General features: G+C 69.1%; 20 protein-coding genes and 1 pseudogene. 5 read left to right on the top strand and 16 right to left on the bottom strand.

Translation table 11 applies throughout. From position 1 onward, the window contains the following. Positions 1-6: 6 nt before the first annotated feature. Both tatB and tatC read left to right on the top strand, forming a co-directional pair. Positions 7-447: a Sec-independent protein translocase protein TatB gene (gene tatB, locus B6N23_RS12350; RefSeq protein ID WP_305499331.1), complete on the top strand. Its 441-nt coding sequence runs from the start codon at positions 7-9 to the stop codon at positions 445-447. After that, positions 444-1,214, top strand: coding sequence for a twin-arginine translocase subunit TatC (gene tatC / locus B6N23_RS12345; RefSeq protein ID WP_305499329.1), 771 nt, complete (start codon positions 444-446; stop codon positions 1,212-1,214). The genes tatB and tatC overlap by 4 nt, the downstream gene beginning before the upstream one ends. 115 nt (positions 1,215-1,329) lie before the next feature. Here tatC and elbB read toward each other — a convergent pair whose 3' ends face one another. Next, positions 1,330-1,992 (bottom strand): isoprenoid biosynthesis glyoxalase ElbB, encoded by a 663-nt coding sequence (gene elbB, locus B6N23_RS12340; RefSeq protein WP_305499328.1) that lies wholly within the window; start codon positions 1,990-1,992, stop codon positions 1,330-1,332. Positions 1,993-2,212: 220 nt separating this feature from the next. Here elbB and hemB point away from each other — a divergent pair, with 220 nt between their 5' ends. Together hemB and ppk1 are read left to right on the top strand one after the other, a co-directional pair. Then, complete coding sequence (gene hemB, locus B6N23_RS12335) at positions 2,213-3,211, top strand: porphobilinogen synthase (RefSeq protein ID WP_379686757.1); 999 nt, start codon at positions 2,213-2,215, stop codon at positions 3,209-3,211. 43 nt (positions 3,212-3,254) lie between these two features. After that, on the top strand, positions 3,255-5,465 hold the full coding sequence (ppk1, locus tag B6N23_RS12330; protein WP_305499321.1) for a polyphosphate kinase 1: 2,211 nt from the start codon (positions 3,255-3,257) through the stop codon (positions 5,463-5,465). A 51-nt stretch (positions 5,466-5,516) separates the two neighbouring features. Here ppk1 and B6N23_RS12325 read toward each other — a convergent pair. The 8 genes and pseudogenes from B6N23_RS12325 to rho form a co-directional block, all read right to left on the bottom strand. Beyond that, a pseudogene (locus B6N23_RS12325) lies at positions 5,517-6,036 on the bottom strand (DUF3087 family protein). Positions 6,037-6,259: 223 nt separating this feature from the next. Then, complete coding sequence (locus tag B6N23_RS12320; RefSeq protein ID WP_305503795.1) at positions 6,260-7,309, bottom strand: 3-deoxy-7-phosphoheptulonate synthase; 1,050 nt, start codon at positions 7,307-7,309, stop codon at positions 6,260-6,262. A gap of 367 nt (positions 7,310-7,676) precedes the next feature. Continuing rightward, positions 7,677-7,817, bottom strand: a complete 141-nt coding sequence (locus tag B6N23_RS12315) for a hypothetical protein (protein ID WP_305499319.1) — start codon at positions 7,815-7,817, stop codon at positions 7,677-7,679. 71 nt (positions 7,818-7,888) lie between these two features. Then, entirely contained in the window at positions 7,889-8,017 is a 129-nt protein-coding gene (locus B6N23_RS12310; RefSeq protein WP_276110390.1) for a hypothetical protein, read from the bottom strand. A gap of 58 nt (positions 8,018-8,075) precedes the next feature. After that, a complete protein-coding gene (folM, locus tag B6N23_RS12305) occupies positions 8,076-8,789 on the bottom strand; it encodes a dihydromonapterin reductase (RefSeq protein ID WP_305499313.1) in 714 nt (237 codons plus the stop codon). Beyond that, positions 8,786-9,565 carry an NAD(P)H-flavin reductase gene (locus B6N23_RS12300; protein ID WP_110068917.1) on the bottom strand — a complete coding sequence of 260 codons (780 nt, stop codon included), beginning with the start codon at positions 9,563-9,565 and terminating at the stop codon, positions 8,786-8,788. The genes folM and B6N23_RS12300 overlap by 4 nt, the downstream gene beginning before the upstream one ends. 18 nt (positions 9,566-9,583) lie before the next feature. Beyond that, positions 9,584-11,071, bottom strand: a complete 1,488-nt coding sequence (gene ubiD / locus B6N23_RS12295) for a 4-hydroxy-3-polyprenylbenzoate decarboxylase (RefSeq protein WP_169959318.1) — start codon at positions 11,069-11,071, stop codon at positions 9,584-9,586. Positions 11,072-11,333: 262 nt separating this feature from the next. Continuing rightward, complete coding sequence (gene rho / locus B6N23_RS12290; protein ID WP_169959319.1) at positions 11,334-12,593, bottom strand: transcription termination factor Rho; 1,260 nt, start codon at positions 12,591-12,593, stop codon at positions 11,334-11,336. A 422-nt stretch (positions 12,594-13,015) separates the two neighbouring features. Between rho and ppx the strand changes: the two genes are divergently transcribed. Beyond that, the gene (gene ppx, locus B6N23_RS12285) at positions 13,016-14,524 is read left to right on the top strand and encodes an exopolyphosphatase (protein ID WP_305499309.1); all 1,509 of its coding nucleotides are present in this window, start codon (positions 13,016-13,018) and stop codon (positions 14,522-14,524) included. A 30-nt stretch (positions 14,525-14,554) separates the two neighbouring features. Here the strand turns inward: ppx and tilS are convergent, their stop codons facing one another. The 7 genes from tilS to fabZ form a co-directional block, all read right to left on the bottom strand. Continuing rightward, complete coding sequence (tilS, locus tag B6N23_RS12280) at positions 14,555-15,847, bottom strand: tRNA lysidine(34) synthetase TilS (protein ID WP_305499307.1); 1,293 nt, start codon at positions 15,845-15,847, stop codon at positions 14,555-14,557. Between the two features lie 21 nt (positions 15,848-15,868). Then, positions 15,869-16,822 carry an acetyl-CoA carboxylase carboxyl transferase subunit alpha gene (gene accA / locus B6N23_RS12275; RefSeq protein WP_302139584.1) on the bottom strand — a complete coding sequence of 318 codons (954 nt, stop codon included), beginning with the start codon at positions 16,820-16,822 and terminating at the stop codon, positions 15,869-15,871. Positions 16,823-17,018: 196 nt separating this feature from the next. After that, the gene (gene dnaE, locus B6N23_RS12270; RefSeq protein ID WP_305499304.1) at positions 17,019-20,525 is read right to left on the bottom strand and encodes a DNA polymerase III subunit alpha; all 3,507 of its coding nucleotides are present in this window, start codon (positions 20,523-20,525) and stop codon (positions 17,019-17,021) included. 203 nt (positions 20,526-20,728) lie between these two features. Further along, positions 20,729-21,355: a ribonuclease HII gene (gene rnhB, locus B6N23_RS12265; RefSeq protein ID WP_305499302.1), complete on the bottom strand. Its 627-nt coding sequence runs from the start codon at positions 21,353-21,355 to the stop codon at positions 20,729-20,731. Further along, a complete protein-coding gene (gene lpxB, locus B6N23_RS12260) occupies positions 21,352-22,566 on the bottom strand; it encodes a lipid-A-disaccharide synthase (protein WP_305499300.1) in 1,215 nt (404 codons plus the stop codon). The genes rnhB and lpxB overlap by 4 nt, the downstream gene beginning before the upstream one ends. Before the next feature lie 2 nt (positions 22,567-22,568). Then, entirely contained in the window at positions 22,569-23,336 is a 768-nt protein-coding gene (gene lpxA, locus B6N23_RS12255) for an acyl-ACP--UDP-N-acetylglucosamine O-acyltransferase (protein WP_305499298.1), read from the bottom strand. Continuing rightward, the gene (gene fabZ / locus B6N23_RS12250; protein ID WP_305499296.1) at positions 23,333-23,776 is read right to left on the bottom strand and encodes a 3-hydroxyacyl-ACP dehydratase FabZ; all 444 of its coding nucleotides are present in this window, start codon (positions 23,774-23,776) and stop codon (positions 23,333-23,335) included. Before fabZ ends, lpxA begins: the two co-directional genes overlap by 4 nt. Positions 23,777-23,825 lie beyond the last annotated feature (49 nt).

The following is a 23,825-nucleotide window of genomic DNA, read 5'->3' as shown; positions in this document are numbered from 1 at the left end:
GCCGCCATGTTTGACATCGGCTTTCTCGAACTCATGTTCATCGGCGTGGTCGGCCTGCTGGTGCTGGGCCCGGAGCGGCTGCCCAAGGCGGCGCGCACCGCGGGGCTGTGGATCGGCAAAATCAAGCGTACCGTCTCCGGCATGCAGCGCGAGATCAGCGCCCAGCTCGAGGCGGAGGAGCTGCGCCAGAAGCTCAACGAGCAGCAGAAGAAGCTCGACGAGAGCGTGCGCCAGGTTCAGCGCGACGTGGAGAGCCTCGCCGAGCCCGACCGCCCTGCCGAGAGCAAGCCGGACCAGGCCCCCGCGCCCAGCGCCGAGCAGCGCCTGGACGACGCCCTGGCCCGCGCCCGCCGCGACGGCGCCGGCAGCCAGGGGCCGGCTGACGATGCGCGTCCCGATGAACGCCCCGAGCCCACCGCCGCCGACAAGGACGCCTCCTCCCGATGAGCAAGACCGGTGACAGCCCGGAACAGCACCAGGCCACCCTGATCGAGCACCTGATCGAACTGCGCTCGCGACTGCTGCGCAGCGTGGTGGCGATCCTGGTGATCTTCCTGGGCCTCTACGCCTTCGCCAACGACATCTACACCTTCGTGGCCCAGCCGCTGATGGCGCTGCTGCCGGAGGGGTCGCAGATGATCGCCACCGAGGTGGCCTCGCCCTTCCTGGCGCCTTTCAAGCTGACCCTGGTGGTGGCGGTGTTCATCGCCATTCCCTATGTGCTGCACCAAGCGTGGGCCTTCGTGGCCCCCGGGCTCTACGACAACGAGAAGGCCCTGGCGCTGCCGATCCTGGCCTCCAGCGTGCTGCTCTTCTACGCCGGGGCGGCCTTCGCCTACTACGTGGTCTTCCCGCTGCTGTTCCAGTTCTTCACCCAGACGGGGCCGGAGAACGTGGCGGTGATGACCGACATCAACGCCTACCTCAACTTCGTGCTCAAGCTGTTCTTCGCCTTCGGGGTGGCCTTCGAGATCCCCATCGCCACCTTCCTGCTGATCGCCTCGGGCGCCACCACGGTGGAGAGCCTGTCGAAGAAGCGCCCCTACATCATCCTCGGCTGCTTCGTGGTGGGCATGCTGCTCACCCCCCCGGACGTGATCTCCCAGAGCCTGCTGGCGGTGCCCATGTACCTGCTCTACGAGGTGGGCCTGCTGTTCGGGCGCCTGGCACGCCGCAAGAAGCAGCGGCGCGCGGCGGAGGAAGACGAGGCCTGAGCGGCAAGCGCAAGGCATCCGTCTGGCCCTGCCCAAAAGTGAACCCCGCAGGCTTGAGCCTGCGGGGTTCTTGGTTTCCGGACGCCTGCGGCTCGGGGAGCCTGCCGCTTGCGGCTCAGCGATCCATCAGCTCGTCGATGCGGTCGACCAGCTTGAAGATGCCGGTGGCCGCCTCGCTGATGCGGGTCGCCAGCATGTAGGCCGGGGTGGTGACCACGCGGTTCTCGAAGTCCACCACGATCTCCTCCACGCCGCAGGTGCGGTGCAGCCCGCCCATGGCGCTGATGGCGCCGGAGACACCCGGGTCGTGGCCGATGGTCACGGCGATGCCATTGCCCAGCAGCTTGGGCACCATCACCGGCGCGATGCACATCAGGCCGATCGGCTTGCGGGCGTCAAAGAAGCCGGCCAGGGCCTCCCGGAGCTCGCCCAGCACCTCCATGCCGGCCCCCGCCTCGGCGAAGCTCGACAGGTTCTTGGCCGCCCCGAAGCCGCCGGGCAGGATCACCGCGTCGAAGTCGTCGGCGGCCAGCTCCGCGAGCGGCGAGATCTCGCCGCGGGCCAGACGCGCAGACTCCGTCAGCACATTGCGCGTCTCGCCCTCGGCCACCTCACCGCTGCGATGGTCGATCACGTGGTGCTGCTCGATGTCCGGGGCGAAGCAGCGATAGCCGATGCCCAGCTGGTCGAGCCGCAGCAGGGTCAGGGTGGTCTCGTAGATCTCGGAACCGTCGAAGACACCGCAGCCCGAGAGAATCACCGCCACCTGTTTGCTCATGCCTGTCTCCTTGCAGGGGTCACCCGCCGGCAGGCGGGCCCGATAATCGAATCCCACACTCTAGAGCGAACGTCCGGGTGCGACAAGGCGAGACTTTCGGCGCACCGGCGCGCTGATATACTCGGAGTCAGCCGCAGCGCCACTGTCATCCAACCGTCATCCTGTGTCGCCACAATGCCGTCAGGCCGGCGACCCACGCTGGAGAATCGCCTTGAGCTTCATGACCACCCGCCAGTTTCCCGCTACCCGCCTGCGCCGCATGCGCCGCGACGACTTCTCGCGTCGGCTGATGCGCGAGCACACCCTGACACCGGCCGACCTGATCTGGCCGGTGTTCGTGCTGGAGGGCGAGAACCAGCGCGAGGCCGTGCCCTCGATGCCCGGCGTCGAGCGTCTGTCGCTGGACCTGCTGATCGAGGAGGCCCGCGAGGCCTTCGAGCTGGGCATTCCCGCCCTGGCGCTGTTTCCGGTGATCGACCCGGCCCTGAAGAGCGAGCTGGCCGAGGAGGCCTACAGTGCCACCGGGCTGGTGCAGCGCAGCGTGCGCGCCCTCAAGGAGGCCCTGCCCGAGCTCGGCATCATCACCGACGTGGCCCTGGACCCCTACACCAGCCACGGCCAGGACGGCATCATCGACGAACAGGGCTATGTGCTGAACGACCGCACCGTGGAGACCCTGCTCAAGCAGGCACTCTCCCACGCCGAGGCCGGCGCCGACGTGGTGGCCCCCTCGGACATGATGGACGGCCGCATCGGCGAGATCCGCCGGGTGCTGGAGCAGGAGCACCTGGTCAACACCCGCATCATGGCCTACAGCGCCAAGTACGCCTCGCGCTACTACGGCCCCTTCCGCGATGCGGTGGGCTCCTCCACCAACCTCGGAAAAGCCGACAAGAGCACCTACCAGATGGATCCTGCCAACGGTGACGAGGCGCTCCATGAGGTGGCCCTCGACCTGGCCGAGGGCGCCGACATGGTGATGATCAAGCCTGGCATGCCCTATCTCGACGTGGTGCGTCGGGTCAAGGATGAGCTCAAGGTGCCCACCTTCGCCTACCAGGTGAGCGGCGAATACGCCATGCACATGGCCGCCTTCGAGAACGGCTGGCTGGACGCCGACAGCGTGATCCTCGAGTCGCTGACCTGCTTCAAGCGTGCCGGCGCGGACGGCGTGCTGACCTACTTTGCCAAGCGGGCCGCCCGCCTGCTCGCCCAGTGATGGAGGGGGCTCGGCCCCTTCCTGGACCCCGAGAGAGTTGCCCATGGAAGACCGTAGCCCCGAATCCGTCCCCCTTGTCGCCGGGCCCGCCGACGTCTCGAGCGAGGAGGCCCTGCCCGAGCCACCGGCCCCGCGCCTCAACCAGACCCGCACCGGCATCAAGCCCAAGGCGCTGCCGGAGGCGGAGGCGGACCTGGCCGACCCCAGCCTCTACTTCAACCGCGAGCTCTCGCATCTGCAGTTCAACATGCGGGTTCTGGAGCAGGCCCTGGACGAGTCGCATCCGCTGCTCAATCGGCTGATGTTCCTGCTGATCTTCTCCTCCAACCTGGACGAGTTCTTCGAGATCCGGGTGGCCGGCCTGAAGCACCGGGTGGCCCTGGGCGACGACAGCACCGGCATCGACGGCCGCTCGCCGCAGTCGGTGCTCGGCGAGATCTCGCAGATCGCCCACGAGCAGATCGAGCGCCAGTACCGCATCCTCAACGAGGCCCTGCTGCCGGCGCTGGAGGAGCGGGGCCTGCGCTTCCGGCGGCGCAGCGACTGGACCGAGGCCCAGCGCGCCTGGGTGCGCGACTACTTCGATGAGGAGATCATGCCGGTCATCAGCCCGATCGGGCTGGACCCCTCCCACCCCTTCCCGCGGCTGGTCAACAAGAGCCTCAACTTCATCGTCCAGCTCGAGGGCAAGGACGCCTTCGGCCGCGAGGGGGGGCTCGCCATCCTGCCGGCCCCGCGCTCGCTGCCACGGGTGATCGCCCTGCCTGCCGAGCTGTGCGAGGAGGGCTTCAGCGAGGCCGTCTTCCTCTCCTCCATGATCCACGCCCACGCCGAGGAGCTCTTCCCGGGCATGAGGGTGCGCGGCTGCTACCAGTTCCGGCTGACCCGCAACGCCGACATGACGGTGGACCCGGAGGAGGTCTCGGACCTCGCCTCGGCGCTGCGCGGCGAGCTGCTGGCACGGCGCTACGGCAGCGGCGTGCGCCTGGAGGTGGTAGACACCTGCCCGGACGAGCTGGCGGACTTCCTGCTCAGGGAGTTCGCGCTCTCCGAGCAGGACCTCTACCGGGTCAACGGGCCGGTCAACCTGACCCGCATGATGGCGCTGCTGGGGGACCTGGATCGCCCGGAGCTCTTCTACCGTCCCTTCTCCCCGGGGCTGCCCAAGAACTTCAAGAAGGAGGGCAGCCTGTTCGATGCCATCGCCGCCGGCGACATCCTGCTCCACCACCCCTTCCAGGCCTTCTCGCCGGTGGAGGAGCTGCTCGCCGAGGCGGCCCGGGACCCCTCGGTGCTGGCGATCAAGCAGACCCTCTACCGCACCGGCGCCGACTCCCCCATCGTCACCTCGCTGGTGGAGGCGGCGCGTGGCGGCAAGGAGGTGACCGTGGTCATAGAGCTGCGCGCCCGCTTCGACGAGGCGGACAACCTGGCGCTCGCCTCACGCCTCCAGGAGGCCGGCGCCATCGTCATCTACGGGGTGATGGCCTACAAGACCCACGCCAAGATGATGCATATCGTGCGTCGCGAGAAGGGGCGGCTGCGCTACTACGTGCACCTCGGCACCGGTAACTACCACTCGAAGACGGCCAAGCTCTATACCGACTACAGCCTGCTCACCGCCGACGAGGCGCTGTGCGAGGACGTCCACCAGGTGTTCCAGCAGCTCTCGGGGATGGGGCGTGCCCGGCATATCGAGACTCTGCTGCACGCGCCCTTCACGCTCCACGAAGGCATGGTGGCGATGATCGACCGCGAGGCGGAGCACGCCCGCAAGGGGCGCCGCGCCCACCTGATCATCAAGTGCAACTCGCTGACCGAGCCCAAGCTGATCCAGGCGCTCTACCGGGCCTCCCGCGCCGGGGTGGAGTGCGACCTGATCATCCGCGGCATGTGCTGCCTGCGGCCCGGGATTCCCGGCGTCTCGGAGAATATCCGGGTGCGCTCGATCATCGGCCGCTTCCTGGAGCACACCCGGGTGTTCTACTTCCAGAATCACGGCAAGGCCGAGGTGTGGGCGTCCAGCGCCGACTTCATGAGCCGCAACATGTTCCACCGGGTGGAGACCTGCTTCCCGCTGCGCGACAGGAAGCTGGCCGCCCGGGTCCGCAAGGACCTCGAGACCTACCTGGTGGACAACTGCCAGAGCTGGCGGCTGCAGCCGGACGGCAGCTACGTCAAGCAGACCCCCGGCGACGCCGCGCCGATCAGCGCCCAGGAGACGCTGCTCTACGCCTACGCCGCCAAGGCGTGAGGGGGTGTGCCGCCGCGCCGATAGCGCGACTGCAGAGGCCTGGGGAGGGAGTCAGCCGCGCTTGAAGGCGGCGAGGTCCTCGGGGTCGAAGCCGTCGACCCGCTCGGGCAGGCCACGCTCCTGGCGGGCCAGGCGTACCCGCTGGCGCTCGGCGAGCAGCTCGGCGTCGTCATCCAGGGTGCGCCCGTTGAGCTCGGCGAGCTGGGCCATGCCCTGGTGATAGAAGGTGAGGAGGGTTAAGGCCGTGCCGTTGCCGTTGCCCCTCCTCCACGCCGCGGCGCAGCGCGGGGAGGTAGCCGCTGACCCGGGAGAGGTGGTGCTTGAGCTGCCAGACATAGCGCATCTCGGTCATCCAGGGGCGCTCGCGCAGCACCGCGAAGGTCAGGCTGGTGGCCACCAGGCCCAGCAGCACCCCCAGCGCATTGAGCCAGAAGCCGCCATCGAAGGCCGCCTGCAGCAGCTGGGCAAAGACCAGTCCGAAGACGATCAGCTGGCCGGCCATGGCCAGGCTGATCATCTTCGCCTTGCGCCGGTAGGTCTCGGGAGCGTGGGTTTCGAACCGGAATGACATGGGGCCTCCAGGGTGGCGAGTCGGAAATCGGGGTGATTATCCCGACTCCCTCCCCTGGGGTACAGGGCTAACCCGGTGGCCAGTACCACGGAGCTGCTCCGGCGGCAGGCCTGTTCGGGGGCGCTGTGAACCCCTCCCTGGGCGCTACCGACGCCATCCATGGCGTAGGACCCCCTCCAGACCTGCCCCCCGCGCTCCTCACGCCGGCAGTGACTGTGCTGTGCTACCGCAGCCGCTCAGCGGCGCTGAGCAGCAGGTGCTCGGTGGTCTCCCAACCGATGCAGGCATCGGTAACCGAGACGCCGTGGCGCAGCCGGCCGGGTGACAGCGCCTGCTTGCCCTCGTGCAGGTGGCTCTCGATCATCAGCCCGGCCAGGGCGCTCTCCCCCGCCAGGCGCTGGGCCAGCACATCGAGCAGCACCTCGCTCTGGCGACGGTGGTCCTTGCGGGCATTGGCGTGGCTGCAGTCCACCATCAGCCGCGGCGTCAGGCCGGCCTCCTCCAGCGCGCGGCGTGCCGCCTGCACGTGGGCGGCCTGGTAGTTGGGCTCGCCGTGGCCGCCGCGCAGCACCAGGTGGGTGTGGGCGTTGCCGGCGGTCTCGCGCACCACCGGGCGGCCGTCCGGGTCGAGCCCGAAGTGCTGGTGCGGGTGGGCGGCGGCGCGCATCGCATCCAGGGCCACGCCGATGTCGCCGCCGGTGGCGTTCTTGAAGCCGACCACGGCGTCGAGGCCGCTGGCCAGCTCGCGGTGCAGCTGGGACTCGGTGGTACGCGCGCCGATCGCCACCCAGGCCAGCAGGTCCTCCAGGTAGGGGGCCAGCATCGGCTGCAGCAGCTCGGTGGCCACCGGCAGGCCCAGCTCGGCCACCTCCCGCATCAGCCGCCGGGATACCTCGAGGCCGCGTGCCATGTCGCCTGAACCATCCAGGTCGGGGTCATAGGCGAGCCCCTTCCAGCCCACGGTGGTACGTGGCTTCTCCACATAGACCCGCATCACCAGCAGCAGGCGATCCGCCACCCGCGGGGGCAGCTCGGCCAGGCGCCGGGCGTACTCGAGCGCCGCCTCCGGGTCGTGGACGGAACAGGGGCCAACCACCACCAGCAGGCGGTCGTCGCGGCCGGCGAGGATATCCCGGATCGCACGGCGCTGAGCCTCGACCCGCCGGGCAAGCTCGGGGGTCAGGGGCAGTTCGCGGCGCAGCTCGCCAGGGGTGGGCAGTGGGCGGGCCGGCTGAGCGGCGGAACGGGCGTTGGCATCGGGTTGCGCCGCCATCGGGGCAGGGCGGGCGGTGTCATCGAGGGCAGCGGCGGCAAGGGAAGCGTTCATGGGGCATCAACTCCGGGTAGCGGTCATACATCGTGTCGGTCGGGTGCCACCGATGGTGCTACGGTCGGAGGTGGCGCAGTGGCACGACCGCAGCTCGCTAAATCGCCAATAGCCGTAATAGCCGGTAACGCCGGTCAGCGGGCGAATGGCGAAAGCGATGGGTGCGATCATGGTGCCTCTCCTCTCTGTCATCTTGATGTCCGGGTGAATCGACTGCCCCAGAACGCAGAACCCCCGGGGCGGGTGGCCTTCCGGGGGTTCTGTCGGGAGGCGACCCTGGTGGGGCGTGCCTCCCGGCGATGTCGTCTGCTGCTCAGGACATGGCCGCCGGCACACCGGTCATAAAATAGCCATACCAGTAACCCCGGCTGCGCATCGCCGAATCGAGCCCACGCGCAGCGGCGCCGGCAGAAGCGGCGAGGCGGCGGTGCATGTCGATGGTGGGTGCGGTCATGGTCATCTCCTGAGTACTCCTTCATCGTGCCCCATCGTCGTCGGGCTGGCAAGGGCGCGAAGGGGCGCGGTTCAGCCGGCGACGACCTGATACCAGCCGACGGTGGCCGGCAGTGCGCTCATGCTCACCAGCACGATCAGGCCCAGGGCCACGGCCAGAAAGCCGGAGTCATCCTTGAAGTTCTCGTCATGTCCCGCCATCTGTCACTCCTTCTTTGAGGGTGGTCTTTGTCAAGGGAGGTGTGTTGCCGGCAATAGTCTAGCGAAGATGCCGCCCGCCATCGACCGGCAGGGTGACGCCGGTGACGTAGCGGTTGTCGAGCAGGTAGCGCAGGCTCTGGTAGATCACCCCCGGGCCCGGGACCATCTGCATGGCGGACTTGGCGCGGGCCTTCTCGGCATAGGCCTCCTCGTCGCCCTCGTTGAGCATGATCAGCGCCGGCGCGATGGCGTTGACCTGAATCGCCGGGGCATACAGGGCGGCGAACGACAGGGTCAGATTGTCGAGCCCTGCCTTGGTGGCGGCATAGGCGGCATGCTTCTTCGAGCCCTTCTGCACCACGTAGTCGGTCATGTGCACGATGTCGCGCTGGGGCTCGCTGCACGCTTCGAGCAGCTCCCGCGCATGCAGGTTGATCAGGTAGGGCGCCAGCATATGGATGCGAAACAGCCGCTCGAAGGTGGCGCCGGCCTCGGGGCCGGTGGAGTCCGGGGCCCAGTCGCTGGCGTTGTGGACAATCGCCCGCAGCGAGGGGGTCGCCTCCTTCAGCCGCGCGATGAAGTCGAGAATGCCCGCCTCGCTGGCGAAGTCGGCAGGCAGGGTGACGATGCCGCGACTGCGCAGCGCCTCGAGCTCGGGGCGCTCGCGGCGATAGCTGATGATCACCGGGTGGCCGTCGTCCACCAGGCGCTCGGCGCAGTGGCGGCCCAGGCGCTGGGCGCCGCCGGTGATCAGGATGGGCGAGGCGCTCATCCGCGCGCCTCCTTGATCAGGCTGCCGGTGACCGGGATCAGCGGGTCGCGGGGCGCATAGGCGAAGACGTCGGAGAAGGTCCGCGAGGGCGAGAGCCCAAGCGAGGCCAGCACGTCGACGCAGGCGTAGACCATGCCCGGCGAGCCGGAGAGGTAGACATCCTGGCCCGAGACGTCATCGAGCGCCGCGGCCAGGGCCTGGTCGATGCGTCCGCGATGGCCGACCACCCGCTCGCCGCTCCAGGGCTCCTCCGGCGAAAGCTCGGTCACCGGGTGGAAGCAAAAGCCGGGGTGGGCCTCGGCCCACTCCCGGGGGAGCCGCTCCAGGTAGAGCTGGCGGCGCTCCCGGGCGGCCCACCACAGATCGATCTGCCGCTCGGGGTTGGCCGCAAGCGCCGCCTCGGCGATCGCCTTCATCTGCGAGAAGCCGGTGCCCGCGGCGATCAGCAGCAGCGGGCGCTCGCTGTCGGGGTCGAGCACGCAGTCGCCGCCGGGCAGCCTCAGGGTCAGCCGGCGAGCCACCTGGACCAGGTCACGCATGCGCGCGGAATTCTCGCGCTCCGGCCAGTGCTGGATATGCAGCTCGATCACCCCGTCGCCGCCGTGGGCGTTGGCGATGGAGAAGGGTACCCAGGTCTCGTCGTCCAGCTTGAGCTCCAGGTACTGGCCCGGCGCATGGGCCACCGCCTCGGGGCGGCCCTCCAGCTGCACCCGGAAGACGTCCGGGGTGAGGTCCTCGACCTCGTCGACCAGGCAGGTCAGGGTCCTTGGCGTCATGAATGCCTCATGCGGTTGTCAGGGGGTCGTGTTGTCGGGGAGCTCGATGCCCAGCTCGTTCCAGCGCTCGCTGACGCGGGCCTTGACGGCCTCGTCCATGACGATGGGCACCCCCCACTCGCGGTCGGTCTCGCCGGGCCACTTGCTGGTGGCATCCAGGCCCATCTTGGAACCGAGACCGGAGACCGGCGAGGCGAAGTCCAGGTAGTCGATGGGGGTGTTCTCCACCATCACGGTGTCCCGTGCCGGGTCCATGCGGGTGGTGATGGCCCAGATCACGTCCTCCCAGTCCCGGGCGCTGACGTCGTCATCGAGCACCACCACGAACTTGGTGTACATGAACTGGCGCAGGAAGCTCCATACGCCCATCATCACCCGCTTGGCGTGGCCCGGGTACTGCTTCTTCATGGTCACCACCGCCATGCGGTAGGAGCAGCCCTCCGGCGGCAGGTAGAAGTCGACGATCTCCGGGAACTGGCGGCGCAGGATCGGCACGAACACCTCGTTGAGCGCGAGCCCGAGGATCGCCGGCTCGTCGGGCGGCCGGCCGGTGTAGGTGGAGTGATAGATGGCATCGCGGCGCATGGTCATGCGCGTCACCGTGAACACCGGGAAGGTGTCCACCTCGTTGTAGTAGCCGGTATGGTCGCCATAGGGTCCCTCGGGGGCCATGTCATCCGGGTAGATGAACCCCTCCAGGATGATCTCCGCCGAGGCCGGCACGTCCAGGTCGGCGTGGCCGCACTTGACCAGCTCGGTGCGCGAGCCGCGCAGCAGCCCGGCGAAGGCGTACTCGGAGAGCGAATCCGGCACCGGGGTCACCGCGCCGAGGATGGTCGCCGGGTCGGCGCCCAGCGCCACCGCCACCGGGAAGGGCTCGCCGGGGTGGGCCTTCTGGAACTCCAGGAAGTCCAGCGCCCCGCCGCGGTGGGAGAGCCAGCGCATGATCAGCCGGTTCTTCGACAGCTTCTGCTGGCGATAGATGCCGAGGTTCTGGCGCTTCTTGTGGGGCCCGCGGGTGATCACCAGCGGCCAGGTGACCAGGGGCGCGGCGTCGCCGGGCCAGCAGTGCTGGATCGGCAGGCGGTCGAGGTCGACCTCGTCGCCCTCGTACACCTTTTCCTGCACCGGCGCCGAGCGGACCTTCTTCGGCCCCATGCTCATCACCTGCTTGAAGATCGGCAGCTTGTCCCAGGCGTCACGAAAGCCCTTGGGGGGCTCAGGCTCCTTGAGGAAGGCGAGCAGCTCGCCCACCTCGCGCAGGGCGGCCACGGAGTCCTGGCCCATGCCGAGGGCAACCCGCTTCGGCGTACCGAAGAGGTTGCCGAGCAGCGGCATGTCGTGCCCCTTGACGTTCTCGAAGAGCAGCGCCGGGCCGCCGGCGCGCAGGGTGCGATCGCAGATCTCGGTGATCTCGAGGTAGGGGTCCACCTCGGCGGTGATGCGCTGGAGCTCGCCCCGGGCCTCCAGGGCGCTGATGAATTCCCGCAGGTCCTTGTACTTCATTCGGTTTTCCCGGTTGCAGTACGACGAAAGGGGCAGCATAGCATGCTACCCCCCTGTCTTTCGTACAACTATTGCACAGTTTTCTGCGCTCGGCGGCCCTTGCGCTGCTGACGAAACCCTTCAAGGCGAAGGCGTTGAAAGCTGGCCGTAGCGAGCGAAGGCGAGACAAGGCGGAAAACAGCGAAAGCGCGGAGTTTACTTCAGTAAATGAGCAGCTTGAGCTGTTTTCCAACGCAGTATCGCCAAGCGCAGCAGGCCAGAATCAACGCCGTTTCATGGCCTCGAAGAACTCGATGTTTGTCTTGGTATCCTTGAGGCGGTCGATCAGGAACTCGGTGGCCGCGGTGTCATCCATGGGGTTGAGCAGCTTGCGCAGGATCCACATGCGCTGCATCTCGTCCTCGGAGGCGAGCAGGTCCTCGCGGCGGGTACCGGAGCGGCGGATGTTGATGGCCGGGTAGACGCGACGCTCGGCCAGCTTGCGGTCCAGGTGCGCCTCCATGTTGCCGGTGCCCTTGAACTCCTCGAAGATCACCTCGTCCATCTTGGAGCCGGTGTCCACCAGCGCCGTGGCGATGATGGTCAGGCTTCCGCCCTCCTCGATGTTGCGCGCCGCGCCGAAGAAGCGCTTGGGCTTCTCCAGGGCGTGAGCGTCCACGCCACCGGTCAGCACCTTGCCGGAGCTCGGCACCACGGTGTTGTAGGCGCGTGCCAGGCGGGTGATGGAGTCGAGCAGGATCACCACGTCCTTCTTGTGTTCCACCAGGCGCTTGGCCTTCTCGATCACCATCTCGGCCACCTGCACGTGGCGGGCCGGCGGCTCGTCGAAGGTCGAGGCCACCACCTCGCCGCGCACGGTGCGCGACATCTCCGTCACCTCTTCCGGGCGCTCGTCGATCAGCAGGACGATCAGATGGCACTCGGGGTTGTTGCGGGTGATGGAGGTGGCGATGTTCTGCAGCATCAGCGTCTTGCCCGCCTTGGGCGGGGAGACCAGCAGGCCGCGCTGGCCCTTGCCGATGGGCGCCGTGAGATCGATGATCCGCGCCGTCAGATCCTCGGTGGAGCCGTTACCGATCTCCATGCGCAGCCGCTCCTGGGGGAACAGCGGCGTGAGGTTCTCGAAGAGGATCTTGTGCTTGGCGTTCTCAGGCTTGTCGAAGTTGATCTCGCTGACCTTGAGCAGGGCAAAGTAGCGTTCGCCCTCCTTGGGGGGGCGGATCCTGCCGGAGATGGAGTCGCCCTTGCGCAGGTTGAAGCGACGGATCTGGGAGGGCGACACATAGATGTCGTCGGGCCCGGCCAGATAGGAGCTGTCGGCACTGCGCAGGAAGCCGAACCCATCCTGAAGGATCTCCAGCACACCATCGCCATAGATCGGCTCACCGCTCTTGGCATGCTTCTTGAGGATGGCGAAGATGATGTCCTGCTTGCGGGAGCGCGCCAGGTTGTCGATGCCCATCTCGCGGGCGATCTCCAGGAGATCCGGCACTGACTTTTGCTTGAGGTCGGTAAGATTCATCGGTGTGTTCAGAGATAGCTCGTGGAAGCCGGGCGTCGATGCGCCGCGTTTGGCGGGAGGCGAGACGATAACGCCGCGTGGGGTGCGTTCAGAGCCCGGAGAGGCTGCCACTCGTCACATTGGATCCCGATGGCCATGGGAGAGGCAACCGCAGGGGGCGCCGGCCGAGGGAGTCGAGGGAGCAGATTCGGTTTCGCCTGACCAGCGGCTACGGCGGGGCCGGCTATCGCTGGACATTGTGGGCTGACTGACGACTTGAAGTTGACCGAGACGGGATCGCCGCAGGACGGTCGGAAAGCATTCGGAACAGGCGAACATCACGATACTAGACAAGGGCCCTTGGGAACGCAAGCCCCGTGGTGATTGACAGGGCGGGGGTCGCGCCGCAACCTTTCCCCCTCAGCCAACCTCAGGGACTCACCATGACCTCGCCAGCGGAGCCGGCCCCCACCCGACGCCTCGCCGCCATCGATCTCGGCTCCAACAGCTTTCACCTGCTGGTCGCCAACTATCAGGACGAGCGGCTGCAGGTCGTGGCGCGGCAGGGAGAGAAGGTGCAGCTGGCCGCAGGCCTCGACGACGAGGGCCTGCTTGACGAGGCCACCATGCAGCGCGCCCTGGACTGCCTGGCCCGCTTCGCCCCCTTCGTGGAGGACATCGCCCCGGGGCAGCTGCGGGTGGTGGGCACCAATGCGCTGAGGGATGCGGCCAACAGCCAGGCGCTGATCGAGCGCGCCGAGGCCCTGCTGGGCTGCCCCATCGAGATCATCGCCGGACGCGAGGAGGCACGTCTGATCTACCTGGGCGCCGCCCATGCCCTGGCCGAGGAGGGGCGCCGGCTGATCGTCGACATCGGCGGCGGCTCCACCGAGTTCATCATCGGCGAGCGCTTCGAGCCGCTGGCCCTGGAGAGCCTGCGCATGGGCTGCGTGACCTTCAGCCGGCGCTTCTTCGACAACGGCGAGATCTCCGACAAGCGCATGCGCCGCGCAGAGCTTGCCGCCCTCTCGGAGCTCGCCAATATCCGCCGGCAGTACCGCGAACTGGGCTGGGAAGATCCGGTGGGGTCCAGCGGCACCATCAAGGCGGCCGCTGCGGTGCTGCATGCCGCCGGAGAGGCGCCGGAAGGGGTGATCACCCGGGAGGGGCTGGCCGCCCTGCGCGAGCGGCTGATCAAGTGCCGGCGCCTGGATCGGGTCGCCATGGAGGGGCTCAAGCCCGATCGCGCCCGAGTCTTTCCCGCCGGCATCGCGGTGCTCGGCGCCGTCTTCGAGGCCTTCGGCCTCGAGCAGATGCGCTATGCCGACGGCGCCCTGCGCGAGGGGGTGCTCTACGACATGGCCGGGCGCAACAGCCCGGAGGATTCGAGGCTCAAGAGCCTGGAGCTGCTCGAGCGCCGCTACGGGGTGGATGAGCGCCAGGCCAGCAACGTGGCCGCCAGCGCCGCGGCGCTGTTCGACCAGGTGCGCGACGCCTGGGGCCTGGACGACGACCAGGCGCGCTTCCTGAGCTGGGCCGCCCGCCTCCACGAGATCGGCCTGGCGATCTCCCACAGCCAGTTCCATCGTCACGGGGCCTACCTGCTGGAACACTCCGACCTGGCCGGTTTCTCGCGCCCGGAGCAGCGCCTGCTGGCCTTCCTGGTGCGCGCTCACCGCCGCAAGTTTCCGCTCAAGGAGTGGCAGGCCCTGCCCGCCTCCGTCCAACCTTCCCACGCGCGCCTTGCCCGCCTGCTGCGCCTGGCGGTGCTGCTCAATCACAGCCGGCCGGAACAGCCGCCCGGCACACCGCGCCTCTCGACCGACGGCGAGGCATTGCGCCTGTGGCTGGAACCCGGCGAGGACCCCATGCTGCTGGTCACCGACCTCGAGCAGGAGTGCGTCTACCAGCAGGCGGCCGGCTTCGGCCTGGAGCTGCTGCCGGCCAGCTGAGCGCCGATCAGGCCACCACGGGAGGGGCCTTCACGGCGACGCACGCCACCCCGCCGCCACCGCCAGCCAGCGCTCGCCCACCGGGTCGAGCAGCGCCACCACCGTCTCGGCCCCGCCCCTGTCGAGATGCCACACCACCAGCAGCCGCTGGCGCTCCCAGGGCGGCACCGCCCGCTCCTGCAGCAGCCGCTTGAGGTCCCGGGAGCCGCGACCGGCCAGGCGCAGCCGCTCACCGCCGCGCCGCGGGCTCAGGCGCAGCCCGCCACCCACCCTGGCCGCCTCCGGCCACAGCCGCACGTCACACTCCCCCAGCGGCGTCGACAGCGGCGCATCGCCGCCCCACGCCCCCTGCCAGCTTGCCGGCAGGGCGGGCAGCGGCGCCATCAGGTGGAGCACGCCGCGCCACAGGCGCGCCTCGCCGCCCGGCCAGGCCACCCGCGCCTCGGCGTCGCTGCGCGCGTCCAGCTGATCGAGCAGCGTCGCCAGGCGCGCCGCCGGCGGTGCCGGCAGGGCCAGTCGCACGCAGGCATGACGCACCAGCAGCCGCTGGCGGGCGAGGGTGAGCGCCACCAGCCGCGACACCGGCAGCCGGGCAGGCTCACCGCCGAGACGCTCGAGGTCGAGCTCGGCCAGCTCACCCAGCAGCCCCTCGGCCTCACCGGCCAGGGCCGCGCTGCGCGCCAGCGCCGCGGCGGCGTGGGGCCAGCGCGCCGTCAGCGCGGGCAGCACCGTGCGGCGCAGGAGGTTGCGATCGAGCCCCTCGTCGGCGTTGGAGGGGTCCTCCACCCAGGCCAGCCCCAGGCGAGCCGCCTCGGCCTCAAGCGATGCCCGGGAGACCGCCAGCAGCGGCCGCGCAAGCGCCCTGCCCCGCCAGGCCCGCAGCGGCGGCATGCCGGCCAGCCCACGCACGCCGCTGCCGCGAAGCGCGGCGAGCAGGAAGGTCTCGGCCTGATCGTCGCGGTGCTGGGCCAGCCACAGGGTCTCGCCGACGGCGACGCGACGGGCGAAGGCGGCATAGCGCGCCTCCCGGGCCACCCCCTCCAGCCCCTGCCCCGCGGCGAGATCCACCGTGACCCGCTCGACATAGAACGGCACGCCGAGCCGCGAGCAGAGCCGGCGACAGTGACGCTCGAAATCGTCGGCCGCGGCCTGCAGGCCATGGTGCACGTGGAGGGCACGCAGCGGGCGGGGATGGCGCCGGCACGCCTCGGCGGCGAGCGTCAGCAGCAGCGCGGAGTCGAGCCCGCCGGAGAGGGCCACCCAGACGCAACGCCCCGGCGGGGTCTCCGCCAGGGCGCGATCAATCGTGGCTTGCAGGGGCATGGCCGAGCGCAGAAAGGTCCGTCAGACCGGAGCGCCGTAGCTCATCAGGCGCTCATAACGACGCGCCAGCAGCGCATCGGTATCCATCGCCTCGAGGCGCTCGAGGCTGGCCAGCAGCGCCTCCCTGACCCGCTCGGCGGTGGTAACCGGCTGGCGGTGGGCGCCGCCCAGCGGCTCCTCGATCAGGGTATCCACGAAGCCGAGCTCGCGAAGGCGCTCGGCGGTGACGCCCATGGCCTGGGCGGCGTCGGAGGCCTTGTCGGCGCTGCGCCACAGGATGGAGGCGCAGCCCTCGGGGGAGATCACCGAGTAGGTGGAGTACTGCAGCATGGCCAGCTCGTCACAGACGCCGATGGCCAGTGCCCCCCCGGAGCCGCCCTCGCCCACCACGGTGGCGATGATCGGCGTACGCAGGCGCGACATCACCGCCAGGTTGTAGGCGATGGCCTCGGACTGGCCGCGCTCCTCGGCATCGATGCCGGGATAGGCGCCGGGAGTGTCGATGAAGGTGAGCACCGGCATCTTGAACCGCTCGGCCATCTCCATCAGGCGGCACGCCTTGCGATAGCCCTCGGGGCGCGGCATGCCGAAGTTGCGGCGCACCTTCTCCTTCACGTCGCGGCCCTTCTGGTGGCCGATCACCATCACCGGACGGTCGTCGAGGCGCGCCACGCCGCCGACGATGGCGGCATCATCGGCGAAGTGGCGGTCGCCGTGGAGCTCGTCGAAGTCGGTGAAGACGTGCTCCAGGTAGTCCAGGGTGTAGGGACGCTGGGGATGGCGGGAGAGCTGCGAGACCTGCCAGGGGGTGAGGTCCTTGAAGATGGACTCGGTGAGCTTGCGGCTCTTCTCCTGGAGGCGCTCGATCTCGTCGCTGAGGTTGAGCTGGCTGTCGTTGCCGACCAGGCGCAGCTCCTCGATCTTGGCCTGGAGCTCGGCGATGGGCTGTTCGAAGTCGAGATAGTTGGGATTCATTGGCGAGTGGCCTTGTGGTGTTTCACCGCCGGCCCCCGTGGCGGGCAGCGGCGCGAAAAATGAAGTGGCTGGCATTATCGCACCCTCAACGAGCGGCGCAAGGCGGTGCACGGCTGGAGCGCCTTCGCTGAGGGGCGCCGGGTCAGCCCCGACTCTTGCCGCAGCGGACCAGGAAGAGGCAAGCCCTGACCCAGGCTCAGCGGTACTTCAGCCGCACCCCGTCCTGACCCTGCACCTCGCGCAGGCGGATCAGCAGCTCATCGGTGGGCGAGACCTTCCAGGCGGCGTCGAGCTCCAGCCAGCCGGTGGCCTCGGCGTTGCGGTAGCGCAGGCGCACCGGCAGGCCCTCGGCGTCGCGATGGGGGTCGAGGCTCGCCCGCAGCGAGTCCACCAGCCGGCCGTTGATGGCCGCACCGTCCAGGGAGAGTTCCACCGCCTGGCCGTAGCGGGTGCGCGCCGCCACCATCGGGGTGATCTCCTTGCCACGCAGGCGCAGCCCGCCGGAGTAGTCGTCGGAGGAGACCTCCCCCTCGACGATCAGCACCTGGTCGGGCTCGAGCTGGCCGCGCAGCTGGTCATAGAGCTCGCCGAACAGCGACGCCTCGATGCGCCCGGTGCGGTCGTCCAGGGTCAGGAAGGCCATGGTGTCACCGCGCTTGGACTTCATGGTGCGCACCCCCACCACCAGGCCGGCGACCCGCTGGGGCTCACGCGACGGCTTGAGGTCGCTGATGCGCGTCGAGACGAAGCGCTCGAGCTCCTTCTCGTACTCGTCGATGGGGTGACCGGTGAGGTAGAGCCCCAGGGTCTCCTTCTCGCCGGCCAAGCGCTCCTTGTCGGTCCACTCGCGCACCCGACGATACTCGGCGTAGACGTCGCCGCCCTGGGCCTCCTCGTCGGCGAAGGCCTCGCCGAACATGTCGACCATGCCCAGGTTCTGGTTGGTCTGGGTCTGGGCGGCGGCCTTGAGGGCGTCATCCAGCGCCGCGGCCAGCACGGCGCGGTTGGGGCCGAGGCTGTCCAGGGCGCCGGAGCGGATCAGCGCCTCCAGGGTGCGCTTGTTCATGCGCTTGGGGTCGACGCGGCGGCAGAAGTCGAAGAGATCCTTGAAGGGCCCCTCGGCCTCGCGGGCCTCGACGATGGCGCCGATGGGCCCCTCGCCCACGCCGCGGATGGCGCCGAGGCCGTAGACCACCCGGGCCTCGTCATCCACGGTGAACTTGTAGCCGCCGACGTTGACGTCCGGCGGAGTCACGGTGAGCCCGAGGTTGCGGCACTCCTCGATCAGCGGCACCACCTTGTCGAGGTTGTCCATCTCAGTGGAGATCACCGCTGCCATGAACGGGCCAGGGTAATGAGCTTTTAACCAGGCCGTTTGATACGAGACCAGCGCATAGGCCGCCGAGTGGGACTTGTTGAAGCCGTAGCCGGCGAACTTCTCCACCAGGTCGAAGATGTTGCCGGCGAGCTCCTTGTCGATGCCGTTGGCCGCACACCCCTCCATGAAGCCGGCACGCTGCTTGGCCATCTCCTCGGGCTTCTTCTTGCCCATGGCGCGACGCAGCATGTCGGCCTGGCCCAGGGTGTAGCCCGCCAGCACCTGGGCGATCTGCATCACCTGTTCCTGATAGAGGATGATGCCGTAGGTGGGCTCCAGCACCGGCTTCAGCCACTCGTGCTGGTAGTCCGGGTGCGGGTAGGAGATCTCGGACCGGCCGTGCTTGCGATTGATGAAGTCGTCCACCATGCCCGACTGCAGCGGGCCGGGGCGAAACAGCGCGACGAGAGCGATCATGTCGTCCAGGGAGTCGGGCAGGAGGCGCTTGATCAGCTCCTTCATGCCGCGGGATTCGAGCTGGAACACCGCCGTGGTCTCGGCGCGCTTGAGCATCTCGAAGGTGGGCGCGTCATCCAGCGGGATGCTGTCGATATTCAGCGGCCCCTGCCCCTCCACCGCGCGCACCTTGTCGACCATCTCCAGCGCCCAGTCGATGATGGTCAGGGTGCGCAGGCCCAGGAAGTCGAACTTGACGAGCCCGGCCTCCTCGATGTCGTTCTTGTCGAACTGCACGACGAGCCCCGCGCCCTCCTCGTCGCAGAGCAGCGGCGAGAAGTCGGTGAGCTTGGTGGGGGCGATCACCACTCCACCGGCGTGCTTGCCGGTGCCCCGGGTGATGCCCTCCAGCTTGAGCGCCATCTCCCAGATCTCGGCGGCCTCCTCGTCGGCCTCGACGAACTCCCTGAGGGCCGGCTCCGCCTCGATGGCCTTGGCGAGCGTCATGCCCACCTCGAAGGGAATCAGCTTGGAGAGCTTGTCGCCCAGCGAGTAGGGGCGCCCCTGGGCCCGGGCCACATCGCGCACCACCGCCTTGGCGGCCATGGTGCCGAAGGTGACGATCTGGGAGACGGCGTTGCGGCCGTAGCGGTCGGCCACGTACTCGATGACCCGGTCGCGCTTCTCCATGCAGAAGTCGACGTCGAAGTCGGGCATCGAGACCCGCTCGGGGTTGAGGAAGCGCTCGAAGAGCAGGTCGTAGCCGATGGGGTCCAGATCGGTGATCTTCTGGGCGTAGGCCACCAGGGAGCCGGCGCCGGAGCCGCGGCCGGGGCCCACCGGGACGTCGTTGTCCTTGGCCCACTGGATGAAGTCCATCACGATCAGGAAGTAGCCGGGGAACCCCATCTGGATGATGACGTCGAGCTCGAAGTCGAGGCGCTTCCGGTAGCGCTGGTCGATCTCGGCGTACTCGGCGCCGTCCCGGGGGTAGCGCTCGGCGGGGAACAGGAAGTCGAGGCGCTCGGTGAGACCGTCGTGGGAGACCTTGCGGAAGAACTCGTCCTGGGTCATCCCCTCGGGGATCTCGAACTCCGGCAGGAAGATCTCGCCCAGGCGCACGTCCACGCTGCAGCGCGCGGCGATCATCACGCTATTCTCGAGCGCCTCCGGGATGTCCGAGAAGAGCTCGGCCATCTCCTCGGGGCTCTTGAGGTACTGCTCCTCGGTGTACTTGCGCTCGCGGCGCGGGTCGTCGAGCGCCCGGCCCTCGCCGATGGCGACCCGGGTCTCGTGGGCCCAGAAGTCCTCCTTCTCGAGGAAGCGCACGTCGTTGGTGGCCACCACCGGGGTGCCGCTCTCCACGGCCAGCGCCACCGAGAGGTGCAGGCACTCCTCCTCCAGGGGGCGGCCGGTGCGGGTCAGCTCCAGGTAGAAGCGCCCGGGGAAGGCGGCGTTCCACTCCTCGAGCAGCGCGCGGGCCTCGTCGCCATGGTCGCTGAGCAGGTAGCGCCCCACCTCGCCGTCGCGCCCGCCGGAGAGGGCGATCAGCCCCTCGCTCTGGGCCAGCACCCACTCCCGCTTCAGCTCGGCACGCCCCAACCGCTGCCCCTCCATCCAGCCCCGGGAGATCAGCTCGGTAAGGTTGCGATAGCCCGTGTCGTTCATGGCCAGCAGGGTGAGCCGGTAGGGGTGCTCCTCGTCATGGGGATTGGCGAGCCACAGGTCGGCGCCGATGATCGGCTTGAGCCCGGCACCCTGGGCGCCCTTGTAGAACTTCACCAGGCCGAAGAGGTTGGCCTCGTCGGTGACCGCCAGCGCCGGCATGCCCTGCTCCGCCGCGGCCTTGACCAGCGGCTTGAGGCGTACCAGGCCGTCGACCAGGGAGTATTCGGTGTGGACGCGGAGATGAACGAAGGGCGTGGTCATAGGGGGCTCGGGGCTTGGCGGTGAATAGTCATTGCAGGAAGCGCGGGGCTATCCCGGCAGTATCGCTCGGAGCTGACCCGGCGACAGGTCTATGCGGGGGCGCTGTGAATACTTCCCTGTACGCTACTTTTGCCATCCATGGCAAAAGACCCCCGCGACGACCTATCCCCGGCGCTCCTCGCTCTCGATGGCGACTCGCTGGCCTAGAACAGCGCCAGCTGGCGCTTGACCGGGGCGAAGGAGCGGCGGTGCTCCGGCAGCGCGCCGAGGCGCTCCAGGGCGGCCAGGTGCTCCCGGGTCGGGTAGCCCTTGTGGCGGGCGAAGCCGTAGTCGGGATGCCGGGCGTCGAGGGCCCGCATCTGGGCATCCCGGGCCACCTTGGCGAGTATCGAGGCGGCGGCGATGGCGGGGTGGCGGGCGGCCCCCTTGACCACCGCCTGTCCCGGCAGATGATGCCCGGGCAGGCGATTGCCGTCCACCAGCAGGTACTCCGCCACCGGGTTCAGGGCGTCGATGGCCCGGCGCATGGCCAGGTGGGTGGCATGATAGATATTGAGCGCATCCACCTCGGCGGGGCTGGCCTCGGCCACGGCGAAGGCCAGGGCCCTCTCGCGGATCTCGACGTCCAGGGCCTCGCGGCGCCGGGCGGAGAGCGCCTTGGAGTCGGTGAGCCCCTCGATCGGGCGCGCCGGGTCGAGGATCACCGCGGCGGCCACCACCGCCCCCACCAGGGGCCCGCGGCCCACCTCGTCGACGCCGGCCAGGCGCTCGCCGCGGTAGTTCACCACCAGCGGGGGCAGCTCGGCGGCCTTGCCCCTTGCCGAGGTCACGATGCCGCCTCCCCGGCCCGCTCCGGGGCTACGCTCTCGGGCAGCGGCCGGCCGGCCACCAGGGCCTCGATGGCCTCCGCCGCCCGGCGGCTGGCGTCGCGCTGCAGGCCCGCATGCATCGCCGCGAAGCGCGCCTCCAGGGCGACGCGGCCCGGGGCGTCGTCGAGCATCGCGCCGAGCCGGTCGGCGATCGCCTCGGGGCTCGCCGCCTCCTGGATCAGCTCCGGCACCAGGGTCTCCCGGGCGATCAGGTTGGGCAGCGAGATCCACTCGGTCTTGACCAGACGCCGGGCGAGCCAGTGGGTCGCCGGCGCCATCCGATAGGCCACCAGCATCGGGCGGTGGCAGAGCATCGCCTCGAGCGCCGCGGTGCCGGAGGCGAGCAGCACGGCGTCACTGGCCACCATCGCCTCCCGGGCCTGGCCGTCGAGCAGGGTCAGCCGCTCGGCAAGCCCGGGGTGGCCGGCCAGCAGCGCCGCGAGCTCCTCGCGCCGCTTTGGCGTGGCCGCCGGCACCACCAGGTGCAGGCCCGGGCGCGCCGCACTGAGCCGTTCGGCGGCGGCGAGAAAGGTCTCGCCGAGAAAGCGGATCTCGTTGGCCCGGGAGCCGGGCAGCAGCGCCAGCACCTCGCCCTCGCCGGGCAGGCCCAGGGCGGTGCGCATGGCAGTCCGGTCGTTCTCGAGGGGCAGCTCGTCGGCCAGCGGGTGGCCGACGAAGGCCACCGGCACCCGGTGGCGGGCGTAGAAGGCTGCCTCGAAGGGCAGGAAGGTGAGCATGGCATCCACAGACTTCGCGATGCCCTTGACCCGCCCCTGGCGCCAGGCCCACACGGAGGGGCTGACGTAGTGGGCGGTGGTCAGGCCCGCCTCGCGCAGCTGCCCCTCCAGGCCCAGGTTGAAGTCCGGGGCGTCGATGCCGACCATGATGTCCGGCTGCCAGGCCAGGGCATCGGCCCTGAGGGTGCGACGCACCCGGATCAGCCCGGGCAGGTGCTTGAGCACCTCGACGAGGCCCATCACCGAAAGGGTCTCCAGGGGGAAGCGGCTGTCGATCCCCTCGCGGATCATGCGCGGGCCGCCGATGCCGCGGAACTCGACGCCGGGATGGCGGGCCCTGAGGGCGCGCATCAGCCCGGCACCAAGGATGTCGCCGGAGAGCTCACCGGCGACCAGATAGACTCGCCGCACCGCCTGCCGCTCGGCCGTGGCCATGATCAGCGGATGATGCCGCGGGTCGACGCCTCGATGGAGGCGGCGAAGGCCTCGGTCTCGGGCAGGTCGAAGCGGCCGCGGATCTCGGCCAGCGCCTGCTCCACGGTAAGCCCCTGGCGGTAGACCAGCTTGTAGGCCTCGCCCAGCGCGCGCATCGACTCCCTGGAGAAGCCGCGGCGCTTGAGCCCCACCAGGTTGAGGCCGTGGGCCTGGGCCGGGTTGCCGTTGATCATCACGTAGGCCGGGGTGTCCTTGGTGATGATGGAGCCGCCGCCGGCCATGGCGTGGGTGCCGAAGTGGCAGAACTGGTGCACCGCGGAGAGGCCGCCGAGGATGGCGAAGTCGCCGAGCTTGACGTGGCCGGCCAGGGTCACCTGATTGGCCAGGATGCAGTCGCTGCCGATCACGCAGTCATGGCCCACGTGCACATAGGCCATGAAGAGGTTGCGCGAGCCGATGGTGGTCTCGCCGCGGTCCTGGACGGTGCCGCGATGCAGGGTCACCCCCTCGCGGATCACGTTGTCGTCGCCCATCACCAGGCGGGTGGGCTCGCCGGCGTACTTCTTGTCCTGGCAATCCTCGCCTACCGAGGCGAACTGGAAGATACGCGTGCGCGCCCCCAGCGTCGTGGGCCCCTTGATGACCACATGAGGGCCGATGCGGCTGCCGGGCCCGATCTCGACGTCGGGGCCGATCACCGTGAAGGGGCCCACCTCGACGTCATCGGCGAGGCGCGCGGCGGGGTCGACAAGGGCGGTGGGATGGATCAAGCAACCTTCCTCTCGGCACAGATGATCTCGGCCTCGCAGGCCAGCTCGCCGTCGACGGTGGCCTGGCAGGCGAATTTCCAGATGCCCCGCTTCTCGCGGATCACGTCGGCGCGCAGCTGAAGCTGGTCACCGGGCATCACAGGACGCTTGAAGCGCACCTTGTCGCTGCCCACCAGGTAGTAGACATAGCCGTCGGCGGGCAGCTTGTTGACGGTCTTGAAGCCGAGGATGCCGCAGGCCTGAGCCAGCGCCTCGATCACCAGCACGCCGGGCATGATGGGGTGATGGGGAAAGTGCCCATTGAAGAACGGCTCGTTGATGCTGACATTCTTGTAGGCGACGATGGATTCGCCGAGGCTCAGCTCGGTGACCCTGTCCACCAGCAGAAAAGGATAGCGGTGGGGCAGGTAGTCTCGAATCTCGTTGATGTCCATTACCATCGTCACAACCTCTGAAGTATCGGGAGCCCCGCCGTCCCGGCGGGTGCGA

The sequence above is a fragment of the Halomonas alkalicola genome, from assembly GCF_030704205.1.
GTDB classification, from domain to species: Bacteria; Pseudomonadota; Gammaproteobacteria; order Pseudomonadales; family Halomonadaceae; genus Halomonas; species Halomonas alkalicola.
The sequence above is the reverse complement of the archived record's forward strand: the minus strand, read 5'-3'. Positions and strand labels throughout refer to the sequence as shown.

Bases quoted from the DNA above. Each gene is read 5' to 3' on its own strand.
- tatB (WP_305499331.1), top strand. From the start codon at position 7: ATGTTTGACATCGGCTTTCTCGAACTCATGTTCATCGGCGTGGTCGGC.
- tatC (WP_305499329.1), top strand. From the start codon at position 444: ATGAGCAAGACCGGTGACAGCCCGGAACAGCACCAGGCCACCCTGATC.
- elbB (WP_305499328.1), bottom strand. From the start codon at position 1,992: ATGAGCAAACAGGTGGCGGTGATTCTCTCGGGCTGCGGTGTCTTCGAC.
- hemB (WP_379686757.1), top strand. From the start codon at position 2,213: ATGACCACCCGCCAGTTTCCCGCTACCCGCCTGCGCCGCATGCGCCGC.
- ppk1 (WP_305499321.1), top strand. From the start codon at position 3,255: ATGGAAGACCGTAGCCCCGAATCCGTCCCCCTTGTCGCCGGGCCCGCC.
- B6N23_RS12320 (WP_305503795.1), bottom strand. From the start codon at position 7,309: ATGGCGGCGCAACCCGATGCCAACGCCCGTTCCGCCGCTCAGCCGGCC.
- B6N23_RS12315 (WP_305499319.1), bottom strand. From the start codon at position 7,817: ATGACCGCACCCACCATCGACATGCACCGCCGCCTCGCCGCTTCTGCC.
- B6N23_RS12310 (WP_276110390.1), bottom strand. From the start codon at position 8,017: ATGGCGGGACATGACGAGAACTTCAAGGATGACTCCGGCTTTCTGGCC.
- folM (WP_305499313.1), bottom strand. From the start codon at position 8,789: ATGAGCGCCTCGCCCATCCTGATCACCGGCGGCGCCCAGCGCCTGGGC.
- B6N23_RS12300 (WP_110068917.1), bottom strand. From the start codon at position 9,565: ATGACGCCAAGGACCCTGACCTGCCTGGTCGACGAGGTCGAGGACCTC.
- ubiD (WP_169959318.1), bottom strand. From the start codon at position 11,071: ATGAAGTACAAGGACCTGCGGGAATTCATCAGCGCCCTGGAGGCCCGG.
- rho (WP_169959319.1), bottom strand. From the start codon at position 12,593: ATGAATCTTACCGACCTCAAGCAAAAGTCAGTGCCGGATCTCCTGGAG.
- ppx (WP_305499309.1), top strand. From the start codon at position 13,016: ATGACCTCGCCAGCGGAGCCGGCCCCCACCCGACGCCTCGCCGCCATC.
- tilS (WP_305499307.1), bottom strand. From the start codon at position 15,847: ATGCCCCTGCAAGCCACGATTGATCGCGCCCTGGCGGAGACCCCGCCG.
- accA (WP_302139584.1), bottom strand. From the start codon at position 16,822: ATGAATCCCAACTATCTCGACTTCGAACAGCCCATCGCCGAGCTCCAG.
- dnaE (WP_305499304.1), bottom strand. From the start codon at position 20,525: ATGACCACGCCCTTCGTTCATCTCCGCGTCCACACCGAATACTCCCTG.
- lpxB (WP_305499300.1), bottom strand. From the start codon at position 22,566: ATGGCCACGGCCGAGCGGCAGGCGGTGCGGCGAGTCTATCTGGTCGCC.
- fabZ (WP_305499296.1), bottom strand. From the start codon at position 23,776: ATGGTAATGGACATCAACGAGATTCGAGACTACCTGCCCCACCGCTAT.